At 72.8% G+C, this 17,691-nt stretch carries 14 protein-coding genes; 10 read left to right on the forward strand and 4 right to left on the reverse strand.

Translation table 11 applies throughout. The annotated features are described in order from the left end of the window. Positions 1–15: 15 nt before the first annotated feature. The 10 genes from OG470_RS24650 (at position 16) to OG470_RS24695 (ending at position 12,421) form a co-directional block, all read left to right on the forward strand. Positions 16–894 carry a branched-chain amino acid ABC transporter permease gene (locus OG470_RS24650; protein ID WP_328415864.1) on the forward strand — a complete coding sequence of 293 codons (879 nt, stop codon included), beginning with the start codon at positions 16–18 and terminating at the stop codon, positions 892–894. Beyond that, a complete protein-coding gene (locus OG470_RS24655) occupies positions 891–2,015 on the forward strand; it encodes a branched-chain amino acid ABC transporter permease (protein WP_328415866.1) in 1,125 nt (374 codons plus the stop codon). Before OG470_RS24650 ends, OG470_RS24655 begins: the two co-directional genes overlap by 4 nt. A gap of 83 nt (positions 2,016–2,098) precedes the next feature. Next, positions 2,099–3,385 carry an ABC transporter substrate-binding protein gene (locus OG470_RS24660; RefSeq protein ID WP_328415867.1) on the forward strand — a complete coding sequence of 429 codons (1,287 nt, stop codon included), beginning with the start codon at positions 2,099–2,101 and terminating at the stop codon, positions 3,383–3,385. 167 nt (positions 3,386–3,552) lie between these two features. Further along, on the forward strand, positions 3,553–4,320 hold the full coding sequence (locus tag OG470_RS24665) for an SDR family oxidoreductase (RefSeq protein WP_328415868.1): 768 nt from the start codon (positions 3,553–3,555) through the stop codon (positions 4,318–4,320). 91 nt (positions 4,321–4,411) lie between these two features. Beyond that, a complete protein-coding gene (locus OG470_RS24670; protein WP_328415870.1) occupies positions 4,412–5,023 on the forward strand; it encodes a TetR/AcrR family transcriptional regulator in 612 nt (203 codons plus the stop codon). A 64-nt stretch (positions 5,024–5,087) separates the two neighbouring features. Beyond that, positions 5,088–7,874: a helix-turn-helix transcriptional regulator gene (locus tag OG470_RS24675; RefSeq protein WP_328415871.1), complete on the forward strand. Its 2,787-nt coding sequence runs from the start codon at positions 5,088–5,090 to the stop codon at positions 7,872–7,874. Positions 7,875–7,934: 60 nt separating this feature from the next. Continuing rightward, complete coding sequence (locus OG470_RS24680) at positions 7,935–9,083, forward strand: acyl-CoA dehydrogenase family protein (protein WP_328415872.1); 1,149 nt, start codon at positions 7,935–7,937, stop codon at positions 9,081–9,083. A gap of 231 nt (positions 9,084–9,314) precedes the next feature. Continuing rightward, positions 9,315–9,467 (forward strand): hypothetical protein, encoded by a 153-nt coding sequence (locus OG470_RS24685; RefSeq protein WP_328415874.1) that lies wholly within the window; start codon positions 9,315–9,317, stop codon positions 9,465–9,467. A 264-nt stretch (positions 9,468–9,731) separates the two neighbouring features. After that, positions 9,732–11,015, forward strand: coding sequence for an extracellular catalytic domain type 1 short-chain-length polyhydroxyalkanoate depolymerase (locus OG470_RS24690; protein WP_328415875.1), 1,284 nt, complete (start codon positions 9,732–9,734; stop codon positions 11,013–11,015). 35 nt (positions 11,016–11,050) lie between these two features. Next, positions 11,051–12,421, forward strand: a complete 1,371-nt coding sequence (locus tag OG470_RS24695) for an endo-1,4-beta-xylanase (protein WP_328415877.1) — start codon at positions 11,051–11,053, stop codon at positions 12,419–12,421. Between the two features lie 111 nt (positions 12,422–12,532). Here the strand turns inward: OG470_RS24695 and OG470_RS24700 are convergent, their stop codons facing one another. The 4 genes from OG470_RS24700 to OG470_RS24715 are packed head-to-tail and all read right to left on the reverse strand — an operon-like array spanning position 12,533 to position 17,631. Further along, entirely contained in the window at positions 12,533–13,975 is a 1,443-nt protein-coding gene (locus OG470_RS24700; RefSeq protein ID WP_328415879.1) for a hypothetical protein, read from the reverse strand. A 20-nt stretch (positions 13,976–13,995) separates the two neighbouring features. After that, positions 13,996–14,547, reverse strand: coding sequence for a hypothetical protein (locus OG470_RS24705; protein ID WP_328415881.1), 552 nt, complete (start codon positions 14,545–14,547; stop codon positions 13,996–13,998). 20 nt (positions 14,548–14,567) lie between these two features. Beyond that, positions 14,568–14,834 (reverse strand): hypothetical protein, encoded by a 267-nt coding sequence (locus OG470_RS24710; protein ID WP_328415883.1) that lies wholly within the window; start codon positions 14,832–14,834, stop codon positions 14,568–14,570. Between the two features lie 46 nt (positions 14,835–14,880). Continuing rightward, a complete protein-coding gene (locus OG470_RS24715; RefSeq protein ID WP_328415885.1) occupies positions 14,881–17,631 on the reverse strand; it encodes an AAA family ATPase in 2,751 nt (916 codons plus the stop codon). Positions 17,632–17,691 lie beyond the last annotated feature (60 nt).

Raw genomic sequence — 17,691 nt, forward strand, 5'->3', positions numbered from 1 at the left:
CAGGAGGGAGGACTGTTGGACCGCTTCGTCTTCCTCACCATCGACGGCCTGTCCCGGGGCGCGGTGTACGCCGCGTTCGCGCTCGCCCTGGTGCTCATCTGGCGGGCGGCGCGGGTCGTCAACTTCGCCCAGGGGGCGATGGCCGTCGCCGCCGCGTACGTCGCCTACTCCGTGTCCGCGTCGACCGGCTCCTACTGGCTGGGTTTCCTGGTCGCGATCCTCGCCGGACTGGTGCTCGGCGCACTGGTGGACCGCGCCGTGATGCGCTTCGTCGACCACGCGTCGCCGCTCAACCCGGTGATCGTCGCGCTCGGACTGGTCCTGCTGATCCAGGCCGTCCTGGGCATGGTGTACGGCAGCGAGTTCCGACCCGCCGACGCGCCGTTCAGCCGCTCCGCCCTCACCGTGGGCGGGGTCGCCGTGCTCTCGCCGTACGACCTGTTCGTCTTCGCGGCGATCGGGGCGGTGGTCGTTGGTCTGGCCTGGCTCTTCGCCCGGACCGCGGTCGGGCTGCGGATGCGCGCGGCGGCCTTCGCTCCCGAGATCTCCCGCCTGCTCGGCGTCAACGTCGGCGGCATGCTGACCCTCGGCTGGGCGCTCGCCTCCGGCGTGGGCGCGTTGGCCGCCATGCTGGTCATCCCCACCGAGCTCGGTCTGCATCCGCACGCGATGGACCTGGTCTTCGTCTCGGCGTTCACCGCGGCGGTGGTCGGCGGGCTGGACAGTCCACCGGGGGCGGTGGTCGGTGGTCTGGTGGTGGGGCTGCTGCTCTCCTATGTCAGCGGCTACGCCGGCAGTGACCTCACGCCGTTGGCGGTGCTGGTCCTGCTGCTGGCGGTGCTGCTGGTCCGCCCCGGCGGTCTGTTCGCTCCGGTCACGGCGAGGCGGGTGTGAGCGCCACCCAGGCAGCCCTGCCGCCACAGCGGAACCTGGCCGGCGCAGGCACTGGCGGCGGCGACCGTCCGGTCGACCGGCGGCGCGGCTCCACCCTGCTGCGCCACCTCGCCTTCGCGCTCGCCGCCGCGCTGCTGCTGCTCGGGGTCAGCTACGCCGTCGAGCCGTTCCGCAACTTCCAGCTCGCCACCGTGGCCGCCTACCTCTGCGCCACTGCCGGGTTGACCGTCCTCACCGGGCTCAACGGCCAGCTTTCGCTCGGGCACGGCGCGTTGATGGCCACCGGCGCGTACACCGTGGCTCTCTGCCAGAACGCGTTCGCCGACCGGGGGATGACCGGTGGCTGGCTGCTGCCGCTCTCGCTCGGCGCGGCGGTGCTCAGCACGGTCGCGGTCGGTGCGGTGGTCGGCGTCGCCGCGGCCCGGCTGCGTGGCCCCTACCTGGCCGGGGTGACCCTCGCCGTGGCTGTCGTCGTGCCGGCCCTGGCCGTCACCTTCGACGGCGTCTTCAACGGCGAGCAGGGGCTGTCGGTGCCGGTGGAGCCGCCGCCGATGTCACTCGGCCCGTACTTTCCCTACGAGCGGTGGCAGCTCTGGCTCGCCGGTGCGGCCACCCTGCTCGCCCTGCTGCTGCTGGCCAACCTGATCCGCAGCCGGTACGGGCGTACCTTCCGGGCGGTCCGCGACGACGAGGTGGCCGCGCGCCTCGCCGGTATCCACGTGGCCCGTACCCAGGTGCTCGCGTTCGTGGTCAGCGCCGCCACGGCTGGTCTCGGCGGCGCCCTGCTCGCGGTGCTCGCGCAGAGCGTGTCTCCGGGCGCGTTCTCGCTGACCCTGTCGCTCTTCCTCCTGATGGCCGTGGTGATCGGCGGTCTCGGTCGCCTCGCCGGCGCGCTGTGGGGGGCCGTCCTGCTGGTTGCCCTGCCCGATCTCACCCACTCCGCGACCGAGCTGCTCACCCTCTCGCCCGCGGTGGCGCAGCGGCTGGAGGGCAACCTCCCGCTGGCGATCTTCGGAGTCACCCTGATCGTCGTCATGATCGCCGCACCCGGCGGCGTGCAGGGTTTGCTGTCGCGTCTCGGCCGGGCGCTGTTGGCCCGGTGGTCGGCCCGGCGGTCCTGAGCTGTCCCTGTCCGGCCTCGGCCGGGCGCCCCACCACCACACCGTTCGATTGAGAACCGGACCGAGAAAGGTCGGTGTTTCCCATGCGCCGTACGGCACGACGCGGTCTCGCGATCGCCAGCACCATAGCCCTGTTGATCAGCGCCGCCGGTTGCAGCGGCGACGACGGTTCCGGTCCCGGCGGGGGATCGGTGCCGGGCGTCACCGACAGCGAGATCGTCGTCGGCACCCACATGCCGCTCACCGGGCCGGCCTCGGCCGGCTACTCCAAGATCGCCCCGGCGACGAAGGCGTACTTCGACTACGTCAACGCCAACGGCGGCGTGCACGGGCGGAAGATCACCTACAAGGTCATGGACGACGGCTACAACCCGGCGAACACTCAGCAGGTGGTCCGCCAGCTCGTCCTGCAGGACAAGGTCTTCGCCATCCTCAACGGCCTCGGTACGCCGACGCACACCGGCGTGCTCGACTTCCTCAAGAGCAACCGGGTGCCCGACCTCTTCGTCGCCTCCGGTAGCCGCAGCTGGGACCAGCCGGACAAGTATCCCGGCACGTTCGGGTTCAACCCGGACTACACGGTCGAGGGCAAGATCCTCGCCACGTACGCGAAGGCGAACCTGGCCGGCCAGAAGGTCTGCTTCCTGGGTCAGGACGACGACTTCGGCCGGGACAGCCTGGTCGGCGTGGAGAAGGTGCTCGGCGCCACGGCCGTGGCGGTCAAGCAGACGTACGTCACCAGCAACACCAACGTGGCGCCGCAGATCGGCGCGTTCAAGGCGGCCGGTTGCCAGGTCGTCGTGCTCGCCACCGTGCCCGGCTTCACCGCGCTGTCCATCGGTACCGCCGCGCGGCTGGGCTTCAAGCCGCAGTGGCTGGTGTCCAACGTCGGCTCCGATTACCCGACCCTGGCCAAGCAGCTCGGCGCCGCCGCTCCGCTGCTGGAGGGCGTGGTCGGCACCAACTACCTGCCGATGCAGAACGACACCGCGAATCCGTGGATCCAGCTCTTCACGAGGATCAACAAGGAGCACAACGGGGATGCGCCGTTCGACGGCAACACCGTCTACGGCATGTCGGTCGGCTACCTCTTCGTGCAGGTGCTGCTCGCCGCGGGCAAGGACCTCACCCGGGAGAAGGTGCTGGAGGCGGTGCAGAAGGGTGGCTTCCAGGGCCCCGGGCTGGCACCGCTGCGCTTCTCCGCCGACGACCACTCCGGCTACGGCGGGCAGCGGCTGGCCCGGGTGAGCGGGGGAGTGCAGAGCTACTTCGGGCCGACGTACGAGACCGACGAGGGGGACGGACCGGTCAGCGAGTACAGCGCGGCGCCGGTGGCACCACCGGCCAACGGGATACCGACCGTCTCCTGACGACACCCGGACCCGGCAGTCGACCGGGCGTGGTCACGCGGCACATCGCCGTGCCCACGCCCGGTCGTACGGCTGCGTCCAGCCAGCCAACCCAGCGCAGTGACCGGCGACACGATCGACCCTCCGGACGTTGACCGACACCGATCGCCGCTTCTAGTATCTGCACTGTGAATGCAGATTCAGGCCGGCTTGTCGATCGGGTCGCCATCGTCACCGGTGCCAGTAGGGGAATCGGCCTGGCTATCGCCCAGCGGTTGGTGGCCGAGGGGGCGCGGGTGGGTCTGACCGCCCGCCGTCCGGAGGCGTTGGCCGAGGCGATCACCGCCCTGGGCGGGCCGGCGTACGCCGTGGCCGTACCCGGGAGGGCTGACGACGCCGAGCACCGGGCCGCCGCGGTTCGGGAGGTCAGCGAGGCGTTCGGGCCGGTGGACCTCCTGGTCAACAACACCGGCATCAACCCGGTGCACGGCCCGCTGGTCGGGCTCGACCTGGGGGCGGCGCGCAAGATCCTCGACGTCAACCTGGTCGCCGCGCTCGGTTGGGTACAGGAGGTCTGCGCCGCCGGCATGACCGACCGGGGTGGCTGCGTGGTCAACGTATCGTCGGTGGCCGGGCTCGGCCCGTCGCCCGGCATCGCCTTCTACGGGGTGAGCAAGGCCGCGCTCAACCACCTCACCGCCAGCCTCGCCGTGGAGCTGGGGCCGGCGGTCCGGGTCAACGCCGTCGCTCCCGGCGTGGTGAAGACCCGCTTCGCGGCCGCTCTCTACGAGGGCCGGGAGGACGAGGTCGCCGAGCGGTACCCGCTCGGGCGGCTTGGCCTGCCGCAGGACGTGGCGGGCACGGTCGCCTTCCTGGCCTCCGCCGACGCCGCCTGGATCACCGGACAGACCATCACCTGCGACGGTGGCGTCACGTTGACCGGTCGAGCCGGATGACGGCGCCGGCGGTCGCCCGGGTGCCGCTGATCATCACCTGTCTAGACTCGGCGGTGCGTCGGGGGACGACATGGTGAAGGGGCGGGGGCGAATGGACGCGGTCGAGGTCCCGGTCCGGGTCGACGGGCGGACCGCCCGGGCCGAGCGCACTCGCGCGGCGATCGTCGAGGCGCACCTCGCGCTCATCTCCGAGGGTGACCTCCGGCCGACCGGCGAACGCATCGCCGATCGAGCCGGAATCTCGTTGCGGACGCTCTGGACCAACTTCAAGGACATGGAGACGCTCTTCGAGGCGAGCGGGGCCGAGGTGCTCCGCCAGCAGGACGCCGCCTACCGGCCGATCTCGTCCGGGCTGCCGCTGGCGAAGCGGGTCGACGCGTACTGCCGGCAACGGGCCCGGCTGCTCCAGCTCATCGCGCCGTCGGCGCGGGCCGCCCAGATGCGCGAGCCGGTCTCCGACCAGTTGCACCGCAACCGGCTCAAGCACATCGACCGGGTCCGGGACGAGGTCGAGGAGCTTTTCGCCACCGAGTTGGCGCAGGCCGGGCGGGGGCGGGGGCAGCTGCTCAACGCGCTCGTGGCGGCGAGCATGTGGCCGGCCTGGTCGATGCTGTGCGACGGCCTGGGGTTGGGCGTGGATCAGGCCCGCGCGGTGATGGCCCGGACGGTGGGCGCCCTGCTGGCCGAGGCGCCGGCCGGCTGATACCGGCTCGGCACGATATCGCCCACCTCTTTCCATTCGGTTACCGATAGGTGACACTGAATGCATGGTTACTGCATCAAGAGTGCAAATAACCGTGCTGCGCGGTCGGGACGACGAGTGCCGGGCTGTCCGGAACCTGCTCGATGGCGTGACCGACGGCGGTGGTGCTCTGATGCTGCATGGCGAGCCGGGTTCGGGCCGGACCGCGCTGGTCGGCTACGCCCACCGGTACGCCGAGCAATGCACCGTGCTCGCCGGGACCGGCCTGGCCGAGGAGGCCGCACTCCCGTACGCGGGCTTGCAGCGCCTGCTCGATCCGGTGCTCGATCGGGCCGCCGCCCTGCCGGAGCAGCAGCGGCACCTGCTGCGGCGGGCGCTGGCCGGAGAGGGCTGTCCGGCTGACCGCCAACTGGCGCTGTCGATGGCCGTGCTCGGGCTGCTCGCCGCCGCCGCCCGGGACCGCCCCCTGCTCGCCACCATGGACGACGTCGACCGGGGCGACCGGCAGACCACCCAGGTGCTGGCCGTCGTGGCCCGCCGGCTGCGGCACCTGCCGGTCGCCGTCCTGCTCACCGCGGACGTCACCGCGACGGTCGACGGGATCCCGGCGCACCGGCTCCGACCGCTGGACGAGCGCGAGAGCGTCGCCGTCCTCACCGACCGGCTGCCCGAGCGGCCCGCCGCGCCGGTCGCGTCCACGCTCGCCGCGGTCGGCGGCGGTAACCCGCAGGCCCTGGTGGACCTCGCCGGCGTGCTCAGTCCCGGTCAATGGCGGGGAGAGGAGCCGCTGCCCACCGCACCGCCGGCCGACGGCGCGTTGGGCCGCGCCTATCGGGCCAGGCTGGACCAGTTGCCGGCGGACAGCCGACGGATGCTGCTACTCGCCGCGCTCAACGAGGACGGGCGGCCGGCCACCCTGATCCGGGCGGCGCAGGCCGCCGGGACCACCGTCGAGGCGCTCGCCCCGGCGGAGGTCGTCGGCCTGGTCCGTGTCGAGCCGACCGGCGTCACGTTCCCCCAGCCGCTGGCCCGCGCGATGGTCGCGGCCAGCGCGCCGCTCGCGGAGCGCCGCGCGGCGCACCGGCTGCTCGCCGACGTGTTCGACGCAGAGGGACAGCGGCTGCGCTGGGCGATGCACCTCGCCGCCGCGACGGCGGGCACCGACCCGGCCCTGGCCACCGAGCTGGAACAGGCCGCGGCCGGTGGGGAGGGCGGCTGGGCCATCGCCTCGGCGGCGCTGTGCCGGGCCGCCGAACTCAGCGACGAACCGGCCCGCGCCGCCGCCCGCCTGCTGGCCGCGGCCCGGTACGCCTGGGCGGCCGGCCAACCCGGTCAGGCCCGACTGCTGCTCGACCGCCTCCGCGCCGTTTGCGTGGACCCGGTCGTCAGTGGGCACGCCGACCTGCTCCGTGGCGAGCTGGAACTGCGGTGCGACGACGCCTCGGGTGCGTCGGTCACGTTGCTGGCCGCCGCCGGGGCGGTGGCCGGCACCGACCGCGCCCTGGCCCTGGCCGCGCTGGTGCGGGCCGGCGAGGCCGTCTGCTTCGCCGGTGACCAGTACCGGTACGCCGAGGTCGGGCGCCGGGCGCTGGCGTTGCGGCGCCCGAACGAGCCGCCGGGCATCGAGCTGAGGGCCTCCTTGGTCGCCGGGGTGGCCGCGACCCTGCGGGGCGACCACGAGCGGGCCGGCCCGGCGCTGCGTCGGGCCGTCGTGCTCGGTGGCCGGTTGACCGGGCCGGCACTGACCCCGACCGCGCTCACCTGCGCGGCAGCCGCCGGCCTGGTGGTGGCCGTGGACGGCGCGGCGCACCGGCTCGCCGAGCGCGCCGTCGGGTTGGCCCGGGACCGGGGAGAGTTGTCCATGCTGCCCCGGGCGCTGGAGCTGCGGGCCATCGCCGAGTACTGGCTGGGCCGGCATGAGGCGGCGGCCGAGACCTCCCGTGCCGGGCTGCGGGTCGCCCGCGCCACCGGGCAGGTCAACTGCGCCAACGTCCACCTGGGCATGCTCGCCGTGCTGGCCGCCATCCGCGCCGACCGGGCCACCAGCCTGCAACGGATCCGCGAGATCGGCGAGACGCCGACACCGGGCAGCCGGCCGCACGCGCTCGCCGGGTGGGCGCTGGCGGTTCTCGACCTGGTCGACGGCCGGCACGTCGAGGCCGCGGACCGACTGGCGTCGCTGGCCCGGCTCGGCACCGGCCGGGGGCAGGTCCTCGTCCAGGTGATGGCCACCCCGTACCTGGTGGAGGCGGCCGCCCATCTGGCGCACCGACCGGCGGCGACCGCCGCGCTCGCCGTCTTCGACCGTTGGGCCAGCAGCACCGTGAGCCCGTTGCGCCGGGCACTCTCCGCCCGGTGTCACGCGCTGCTCGCGCCACGGGGTAGCGCCGAGGCCGAGCGGGAGTTCCGGACCGCGCTGCGGTTGCACCCGATGGAGGCCGGCACGTTCGAGCGGGCCCGCACCGAGCTGCTCTTCGGTCAGGAGCTGCGCCGCAGCCGGCGCCCGCGCGACGCCCGCGGGCACCTGCACCAGGCCCGCGAGACGTTCACCCTGCTCGGGGCGAGTTGCTGGGCCGAGCAGGCCACCGCGGAGCTGCGTGCCGCCGGGGAGTCGGTCGGCCCGCCGGACCTGCCCGCGGCGCGGCTGTTGACCGGTCAGCAACTGCGGATCGCGCAACTGGTCGCCGAGGGGGCCACCAACCGGGAGATCGCCGCCCGGATGTTCCTCTCCACCCGCACGGTCGACCACCACCTCCGCAACGTGTTCCACCGGCTCGGCATCCGTTCCCGCACCGAGCTTGCCCGCGCGTTCGCCTCCGAGCGGCACGCCGGGCTGACCTCCGATCGGTGACCGCCGGTCGGTCGCTGTCCGCTCTGGACGCCGTAAACTATCGCCGCTAGTTTATGCGTCATGGAGCTCACCCTCTCCGCCGAGCAGGCGGCGGTCCGTCAGCTCGCCGCCGAGTTCGCCGACCGGGAGCTGGTGCCGCACGCGGCGGCCTGGGATCGCCGTGAGTCGGTCGATCCGACCATCGTGGGCATGCTCGGCGACCTGGGCTTTCTGGGGCTGACCATCGCCGAGTCCGACGGCGGTTCCGGGGGCGACCACCTCGCGTACTGCCTCGTCCTGGAAGAGCTCGGCCGGGGAGACTCGGCCGTGCGCGGCATCGTGTCGGTCTCACTCGGCCTGGTCGCGAAGTCGATCGCCGCGCACGGGTCGGTCGAGCAGCGGGCCGAGTGGCTGCCCCGGCTCTGCTCCGGCGCCGTTCTCGGCTGCTTCGCGCTGACCGAACCGGACAGCGGCTCGGACGCGGCCGCCCTGCGGACCCGCGCGGTGCGCGACGGCACCGACTGGCTGCTCACCGGCACGAAGACGTTCATCACCAACGGCACCACCGCCGACGTGGCGCTGGTCTTCGCCCGCACCGGTGGCCCCGGGCACCGGGGCATCACGGCGTTCCTGGTGCCGACCGGCAGCCCCGGGCTGACGCGGCGGGAGATCCACGGCAAGCTCGGCCTGCGCGGGCAGGCCACCGGGGAACTGCGCTTCGACGAGGTACGGGTGCCCGACGCGGCCCGCCTCGGCGCGGAGGGCGCCGGGTTCCGCCTGGCGCTGGCCACCCTGGCCAAGGGCCGGATGTCGGTCGCCGCCGGCTGCGTCGGCATCGCCCAGGGTTGCCTCGACGCGGCGGTCGGCTACGCCGGGCAGCGGACCCAGTTCGGCAAGCCGATCGCCGGTCACCAGCTCGTCCAGCAACTGCTCGCCGGCATCGCGGTGGATACCGCCGCGGCCCGGCTGCTGGTGTGGCAGGTGGCCGACCTGATCGACCGCGGCCAGCCGTTCGCCACCGAGGCGTCGATGGCCAAGCTCTTCGCGAGCGAGGCCGCCGTCCGGTCGGCCAACAACGCGGTCCAGGTCTTCGGGGGGTACGGCTACATCGACGAGTACCCGGTCGGCAAATACCTGCGCGATGCCCGGGTCGCCACCCTCTACGAGGGCACCAGCCAGATCCAGCAGCTCCTCATCGGACGCGCGCTCACCGGCGTCAACGCCTTCTAGCCGCCCCCGGCGTGTCGTGTCGGAGTGGCCCGGACACGAAAGAGCGTGATGACTCTGCGGTATGCCTCAGAGTCATCACGCTCTGAGCGGTGACATCGATCCGGTGGGTCAGGCGACGATGGTGCCGAGGGCGGGCATGCCGCTGTCCGGATCAGCCCACGCCGGAGCACCGTCAGTCCCGTCCAGGTGTGACTTCCGGCCGGAGCACCGAGCCGAGCCACCGGTTGGGCCATGGAGATCGTCGAACTCGTGGAACACGAGATCGATCCGGCCCGTGACGTGCCAGATCTGCCGCAGGCGGTTGCTGCGGTCCACACCGACACCGTCGCGGTCAGCTTCCGCAAGTCCGGCGTGCCGGACGCGCGGGGCCGCCGCATCTACTGATCCGGCACGTGGACGGCCCGACCGGAGCGGAGCAACCACCGGCTATCGGGAATGTTCCGGTAACACGACGCCACCGGTTTCCGGTGAACACGGTCGATGCGCAGGCTGCCGCCCAGTCCGGGAGGCGAAAGGTTTCCGGAAGTCTTGACAATCGAGCCTCCTCGATTGAAGCTGACACAGTCACGCGAGCCGCGGTCAGGGTCGGGCGAAGGGCAGTCCTCGATCTACTCCCCTTCCATGCGCCACTCTCCCCAGGAATCGCGAATGAGACTGAAGAAAAGAATGCTTGGCGCCCTCATGGCGACCGTGACGCTGGTCGCTGCCGCGATGGCGTTCGCCGCGCCAGCCTCGGCGGCCACGTTGACCGAGGTGACAGGCTTCGGCAGCAATCCCACCAACCTGCGGATGCACCTGTACGTCCCGGACCGGGTGGCGTCCCGGCCGGCGATCCTGCTGGCCCTGCACTACTGCACCGGCTCGGGTCCGGCGTACCACTCCGGCACGCAGTACGCGTCCCTCGCGGACCGGTACGGGTTCATCGTGATCTACCCGTCGGTGACCCGCAGCAGCCTCTGTTGGGACGTGTCCTCGCCGCAGGCACTGCGCCGGGGCGGTGGCAGCGACCCGGTCGGGCTCATGTCGATGGTCGACCACGTGCGGCAGCGGTACGCCGCCGACCCGGACCGGATCTTCGCCGCCGGCACCTCGTCCGGGGCGATGATGACGAACGTCATGCTCGGCGTCTACCCGGACGTGTTCACGGCGGGTGCGTCCTTCGCCGGGGTGCCGTTCGGCTGTTTCGCCACCGGCGGCAGCTCGGAGTGGAACAGCGAGTGCGCGAACGGGCAGCTCATCAGGACTCCGCAGCAGTGGGGGGACCTGGTGCGCGAGGCGTACCCGGGCTACACCGGCCGGCGACCGCGGATGCAGATCTGGCACGGCACCAACGATGAGACGCTGCGCTACCCGAACTTCGGCGAGCAGGTCAAGCAGTGGACCAACGTGCACGGGCTGAGCCAGAGCCCGACGTACACCGACTCACCGCAGGCCGGCTACACCCGGACCCGGTACGGGAGCAGCGGCGGCACGGCTCCGGTCGAGGCGATCAGCATGCAGGGCGTCTCGCACAACCTGCCGGTCGACGCCGCGCAGGTGCTCCGCTTCTTCGGGCTGGACGGCAACACCCCGCCGCCGACGACTCCGCCGCCCACCACTCCGCCTCCGACCGGGGGTGCCTGCCGGATCGGGTACGCGGTCAACGCCTGGAACACCGGACTCACCGCGAGCGTCACCATCACCAACACCGGTGCGGCGCCGGTGAACGGATGGGCGCTGACCTTCACGCTGCCCACCGGTCAGCGGATCACCAACGGCTGGAACGCGCAGTACTCCCCGGCGAGCGGCGCGGCGACCGCCCGCAACGTCTCCTACAACGCCGCCATCGCGCCGAACGCGTCGGTCGACATCGGCTTCCAGGCCACCCACGAAGGCGGCACCGGTAAACCGTCGTCCTTCGCCCTGAACGGCGTTGCCTGTTCGACCTCCTGACCCCCGACACCATCACCCAGAACTGGAGTTGCACGATGCGAAACCCGCAATGGAAGGCGGCATCAAGAGCCGCGATCGCGCTGACCGGGGTGGGTGCCCTCGCCGCCGGCATGGCGATGCTCCTGGCGGCTCCCGCCGCCGCCGGCACCACGCTCGGTGCGTCCGCCGCCGAGCAGGGTCGGTACTTCGGCACGGCCGTGGCCGCGAACAAGCTGAGCGACAGCGCCTACACCACGATCCTGAACCGTGAGTTCAACTCGGTGACGCCCGAGAACGAGATGAAGATCGACGCGACCGAACCGCAGCAGGGTCAGTTCAGCTACGGCGCTGCCGACCAGATCGTCAACCACGCGCGCAGCCGAGGGATGAGCGTGCGCGGTCACACCCTGGCCTGGCACTCGCAGCAGCCCGGCTGGATGCAGAACATGAGTGGCAGCGCGCTGCGGCAGGCGATGCTCAACCACGTCACCCAGGTGGCGACCCACTTCCGGGGTCAGGTCGTGGCGTGGGACGTGGTGAACGAGGCGTTCGCCGACGGCAGCTCGGGTGCCCGGCGCGACTCCAACCTTCAGCGGACCGGCAACGACTGGATCGAGGCGGCGTTCCGTGCCGCCCGTGCCGCCGATCCCGCCGCGAAGCTCTGCTACAACGACTACAACACCGACGACTGGTCGCATGCCAAGACCCAGGCCGTCTACATGATGGTGCGGGACTTCAAGCAGCGCGGCGTGCCCATCGACTGCGTCGGCCTCCAGTCGCACTTCAACAGCGGCTCGCCGTACCCGAGCAACTACCGCACCACGTTGTCCAGCTTCGCGGCGCTCGGCGTCGATGTGCAGATCACCGAGCTGGACATCGAGGGGGCCTCCGCGGCCACGTACCGCAGTGTCGTTCAGGACTGTCTCGCCGTGCCTCGCTGCAACGGCATCACCGTCTGGGGCATCCGGGACAGCGATTCGTGGCGGGCTTCGCAGAACCCGTTGCTGTTCACCAGCGGCGGCGCCAAGAAGCCGGCGTACGACGCGGTGCTCGCCGCGCTCAACAACGGGACGACCCCGCCGCCGACCACCCCGCCGCCGACGACTCCGCCGCCCACGACCCCGCCCCCGGGGCCTGGTGGCTGCACCGCGACGGTGTCGGTGAACCAGTGGACGGGTGGCTTCGTGGGGACGATGCGGGTGACCGCCGGATCGTCGGCCCTCAACTCCTGGGCGGTGACGATCACGTTGCCGACGGGCGCGACGGTCACCAACGCCTGGAACGCCAACCGCAGCGGTGACACCGGCACCACGCGCTGGACGAACGTGGCCTACAACGGCCGGGTCGGCGCCGGTCAGTCCACCGAGTTCGGCTTCCAGGCCAATGGCACCGCCGGCAGCCTGACCCCGACCTGCGCGGCAGGCTGACGCGACACCGGACGGTGTGGAGGGTGCCCCGAACCCTCCACACCGTCCGGCCCGGAACCGGGCACGCCCGGCCCTGGCTGCGGCGCCCCCCACTGCGCTCAGCCAGGGCCGTCAGGCCCGGCAGATCTTGACGTCCGGCTGGATGTCCAGCTTGTTGAACACGTTGTCCACCCGGCCGATGCCCGACTTCGCCTCGATCGACCCGGCGTTGATCAGTTCGAGGAAGGCGTTGACCGCCTTCACCAGGCCGGCGGGGATGCTGTAGCCGACGCCGTAGTCCAGGAACAGGCCGAGCTGGATGCTGCGGCACAGCTCGATCGGCGCGCCCAGGGCGGAGCCGACGGTCAGCCCCACCGTGGCGGTCACCGTGGCATACAGGCCGGCGGTGAAGCCGAAGGCACCCAGACCGGCTCGGAAGGCCGCCTGGTAATGGACGATGATGCCGCTGACACCGACCGACGGGCCGTAGATGGAGTCGGTGATGCTGTTGCGGACGGTCAGGTTCCAGGGTTTCGTGACGCCGAAGGCGCCGTCGGCGTAGCCGAACCCGAGGGAGCCGCCCAGCGACCATTCGCCAGCCGCCTTGATGTTGCCGTCCTTGGCGCTGAACGCCGTCTGCACCCCGACAAGCTGGTTGGCGGTGATGGAGAACGGGACGCCGAGGATCTCGCCGACCGGCACGCTGAAGTCCAGCGGGATCGGAAGGCGTTTGTTGACGTTCCGCCCCGCGTCGGTGGCACCCGCGATCTCGATCCGCAGCCCGGCCATACCGCCGATCAGCAGTTCCGCCCGACGGATCGCGCCACCCCGGATCTCCAGGTGGAACCGGGCCGTCGGGTTCTTCATCAGCAGCGTCACCGTGCCGACGATGCGGATACCGCCGCCGTCGTAGCTGAACCGCGCGCCGACTCCGCTCGCGCAGCAGATCGGGGTGACCGCGAACCCGTCGATCCGCTGCTCACCCGCGCCGGCCGCCGGCCGAATCGCGCTCTGCCGCCCAGTGCCGGCCGCCATCCCGACCACCGGCGTCACCGAGCCGCCGCCCCCGCCGGCCTCGCCGTCGTACTCGGCCCAGAACGGCGTGCCCGCGTCGTACCGGATCGGATTGTCCAGGGAGACCGGCCGGTCACCGGCGAAGGTGCCGTCGCGGATCACCTGCGTGATGTCCACCGGTCCCAGGGTCACCGCCAGGTCCTCCCCGTCGCGGCGAACATCGAGCACCCGCCCGACCGCCCGACCGGTGAGGAACATGACCCTGCCCCGGGCGAGACGGTCGGCACCGCTGGCGGCGGGATCGATGCGCCAGGTGAGCGCATCCTCGGAGAGCCCGCGCACCGATCCACCGCCGCCGCCCACGAACACCACGTCGGGTTGATAGGTCACGTCCGGATTGGGCGCGGGCGCCGCACCGTACCGCTGGTCACCGCCGGTGCCACCGGCCGGCGGACCGGGCGGCGTCGGGTCCGCTGCACCCCGATCGCAGGCCGCCGGGAGCAACAGGGTCACCGCGAGCAGCGCCACCATCGCGCGGTGCCGCCGGGATCCGGGTGCCATCACGTCCCCTCCGCCGCGGGTCACAGCCGGCCGGCGGTCGTACGGGCCAGGGTCTCCAGGGCCGCGCGGTACCTGGCTGGGTCATCGGTGCGGACGAGTCGGATGGAGACCCACACCCCGCCCTTGCTGACGAAGACCGTGCCGTCCTCGGCGTACGCCTCGTCGCCCGCACCGCTGATCGGGGTCAGCTCGTGCCCGAGTTCGCGTTCGATGTCGAGAAACTTCTTCGCGCCGGGGCCGACGAACACCTCGACCTGGGCGGTCGGACCGCTGACCGGGCCGGTGTAGGTGCAGGTGTCCCGGTCCGGCGCCGGCTTCTCCAGCGGGTCCTCCAGCGGGGTGCCGGCCAGCTTCTCAGCCTCCCGCTTGGACACCAGGGCGCAGGCGTCGACGGCCGGCGCGGCAGGCGACTCCTCCGCCGGGGCAGCGGCCGACGGGTCGCCGCCGGACGTGGCCGTGACGCTCTGCCCGGCGTCGGCCACCGGGGCGGCCGGACCATCGTCCGCTCCGCCGCAGGCGACCAGCGGGATGAGCAGCAGTGAGCACCACACGGGTGCGATCAGACGGCGCACAGTCGTGCTTCCCTCGCTGGTCAGGGGAGTTCCGGATTGATGAGGGCGGTCCCGGGTGGATGGATCCACCGAGCCGGGATCAGGCGGTCGACCCGCCATGCGGCGGCTGCGGCGGCCGCGGCCACCACCTCCGCGTTGGGGCCTTCGACCAGCGCGATCACGACGTCGTCGGTCGGTAGCCGGACGGCGGCGACCACCCGACAGTCTGGGGTGCCGAACGCCGGCGCCGCCCCGTCCGTGTCGGGGGAGCGGTCGTACTGCTCCAGTGCGAACAGGTAGCCGGCCATGACCTGAGGCTAGGTCGCAGCCGGTGGCGAGGAATCGGGCGTTTCCCTACGCTTGCGCGTCGGCCCTGCTCATCGCGGCACCCAGCTCCGCGCGGGTGGAGATGCTGAGCTTGCGGTAGATCCGAGCCAGGTTCGCCTCGACGGTCTTCGGGCTGATGAACAGCTCGTCGGCGATGGCCCGGTTGGTCCGCCCGCGCGCCGCGAGCTGGGCCACCCGCTCCTCGGTGGCGGTGAGGTGCAGGGGTGTCGGTGGGCGGCCACCGACGCGAGCCAACTCCGCCCGGGCCCGGTCCGCGAACGCCGCCGCGCCGATCGCGGTGAACTCCGCGAGCGCTCCCTCCAACGCCTGCCGGGCCGGCAGCTTGCGGCGGGACCTGCGGTGCACGATCCCGGCCACGAGCAGGCAGCGGGCGCGGTCCAACGGCAGCACATCCGGTGGTACGGCGTCCCGCGCCACCGTCAGCGCGTCGAGCGCCTCGCCGGGGTCGACGCCGGTGGCGCTGTCCAACAGCGCGCGGGCCCGGGCGGAGCCGAGCGTCGTCCAGGGACGCGGCAGCCGGCGGTGTCGGGCTGTCAGACGCTCCAGCACGGCCGCCGCCCGGTCGAGATCGCCCACCGCGACGCACGCCTCGATCCAGTCCGGCTCGAACCGCATGGCGAGTGGCTCCACCAGACCGTTGGCGTCGATCGTCGCGGCCAGGCTGGTGTACGCGGACGCGGCCTCCTCCATCCTGCCGGCGGAGAGGGCCACGAACCCGGCCAACTGCTGGTGGATCCGTCGGCACCAGTCGTCGTCCAACTCGTCGGCGAGCCGCAGGCCGGACTCGGCCACCCGGGTCGCCTCGGCCAACCGCCCCCGGTGCGCGTCGAGCAGCCCAGCCAGCCAGGTCTCACCGACGAGGCCGGTGCCGAGCTGGTCACCGAGTTCCCGAGCGGCGGTGATGTGCCGTTCGGCCTCGTCCCACCGCCCGGCCAGCAATTCGGCTTCCCCGAGGTGGGAGAGCAGCTCGTGTTGCAGCGGCTCGTCGCCCCGGGCCTCGGCGCGGCCGAGCATCCGGTGCAGCCGCCGCCGGGCCCGTTCCGCGTCGTCGATCGACTTCCACCAGATCGCGGGCACCGTGCTCGCCAGCCAGGCCGGTTCGTCACCCTCCAAAGTGAGGGCCCGGTCCAACAGGTCGGTACGCGGCGCCTGGCCGAGCCGTACCTCCTGGAAGAAGAGCAGGACCAGGGCGGCGGCGAGCAGGTCGTGGTCGTCGTGGCGTCCGTCCAGCAGCGTGGCGGCGGCCTCGGCGTGCTCCCGGGCCGCTTCCGTCCGGTCGTCGAAGACGGCGAGGTGGGCGTGGATGCGCCCGGCCAGCGCCGAGTCGGGTCGGGCCGCCGCCAGCGCCCGGGTGCCGTTGTCCACCGCCACCCGGGCTGCCTCACCGCCAGACCAGGCGACGACGGCGCGCAACAGCAGCGACTCCGCCCGGACGTCGCCGTCGAACTCCGACGCGACCGCCTCGGCCGCCTGTCGGGCCGCCGGGAAGTCGCCACTGTCGAATCGGCAGCGGGCCGCCGCGAGTCGCCGGTGGCCCAGGCGTACCCGGTCGTCGGCCGGGGTGAGCTGGCCAGCGCGGTCGTGCAGCTCCGCGGCGAGGTCGGGTGCGCCCCGGCTGTGCCACCGCCCGGCTGCGGCGGCGAGGGTGTCCGCGACCACCGGGTCCGGGTCCGTCGCGCAGAGCGCGAGGTGTCGGGCCCGCTCGTCCGGATCGGTGAGCAGGTCGGCGAGCTGCCGGTGCAGCCGGCGGCGGACTCCCGGCGGGATGCCGGCCCGGACGGCGGCCGCGTACACCGGATGGGTGAAGCGCACGCCGGTCGGCGTCACGACGATCAGCCCGGCCTCCTCGGGCGCGTCCAGCGCGGCGGCGGACACCTCCGCCGCCGCCAGGTCGGCCAGGGTGGGCACGGTCAGCAGCGCGGCCAGTCGCACCGCGGCGCGGCTGGCCAGGGGCAGCCCGGCGAGGACGTCCGCGAGCAGGTGGTGCATGGACGCGGCCACCGGCAGGTCGTCACCGGGTGCGGGTTGGCGCGGCAGGCGTTGTACCGCCCGGACCACCTCGATGGCCAGCAGCGGGTTGCCCTCGGCCTCCCGGGCCACTCGGACGAGCATCGGCCGGCTGAGCGTGGCGCCGAGCTGATCGCGCAGGACGTGGTGCAGCGCGCCGACGTCGAGCGGGGGCACCTCGACACGGCCGACCGGGTCGCCGTGGCGGCCCTCGTCGAGCCCGAGGGGTACGTCCTCGGGCGCACCCGGGCCGCGTCGGCGGCTCACCAGGGTGGCCAGGCCGGTCACGCGGCGCAGCGCGTACCGCAACGCGCGTTCGCTGGGCCGGTCCAGCCAGGGCGCGTCGTCCACCGCGACGAGCACCGCCGGGTGGGTGTTCGCCGCCGTCGCGGCTTCCAGCAGCGACCGGGTGGCCGCCCCGACCACCCGTACGTCGACCGCCTCGTGGGCGTCGCCGGAGAGGAGCACCACCTCGGCCGCGACCCGCTGTGGCCGGGGCAGCGCAGCGACCCGGTCGGCGAGCGGGCGGAGCAGGTCGGCCAGGGCCGCGTACGGAAGCTCGGATTCGGCTTCGGTGGGCGCGCAGCTCAGCACCAGCCAACCCGCCTGCGCGGCCTGCGCGACCAGCGCCCGCCACAACTCGGTCTTGCCGATGCCGGCGGGCCCCTCCAACAGCACCGGCCCGGGTTGGCTCAGCAGCTGCCAGGCCCGGTCGAACACCTCGTCCCGCCCGACGATGGTGCGTCGCATGGACGAATTCTGGCAGCCGACCAGGACGGCCGGACATCCCGCCAACGGGTGACCGGGTGC

It is taken from the genome of Micromonospora sp. NBC_00389 (assembly GCF_036059255.1).
Lineage (GTDB): Bacteria > Actinomycetota > Actinomycetes > Mycobacteriales > Micromonosporaceae > Micromonospora.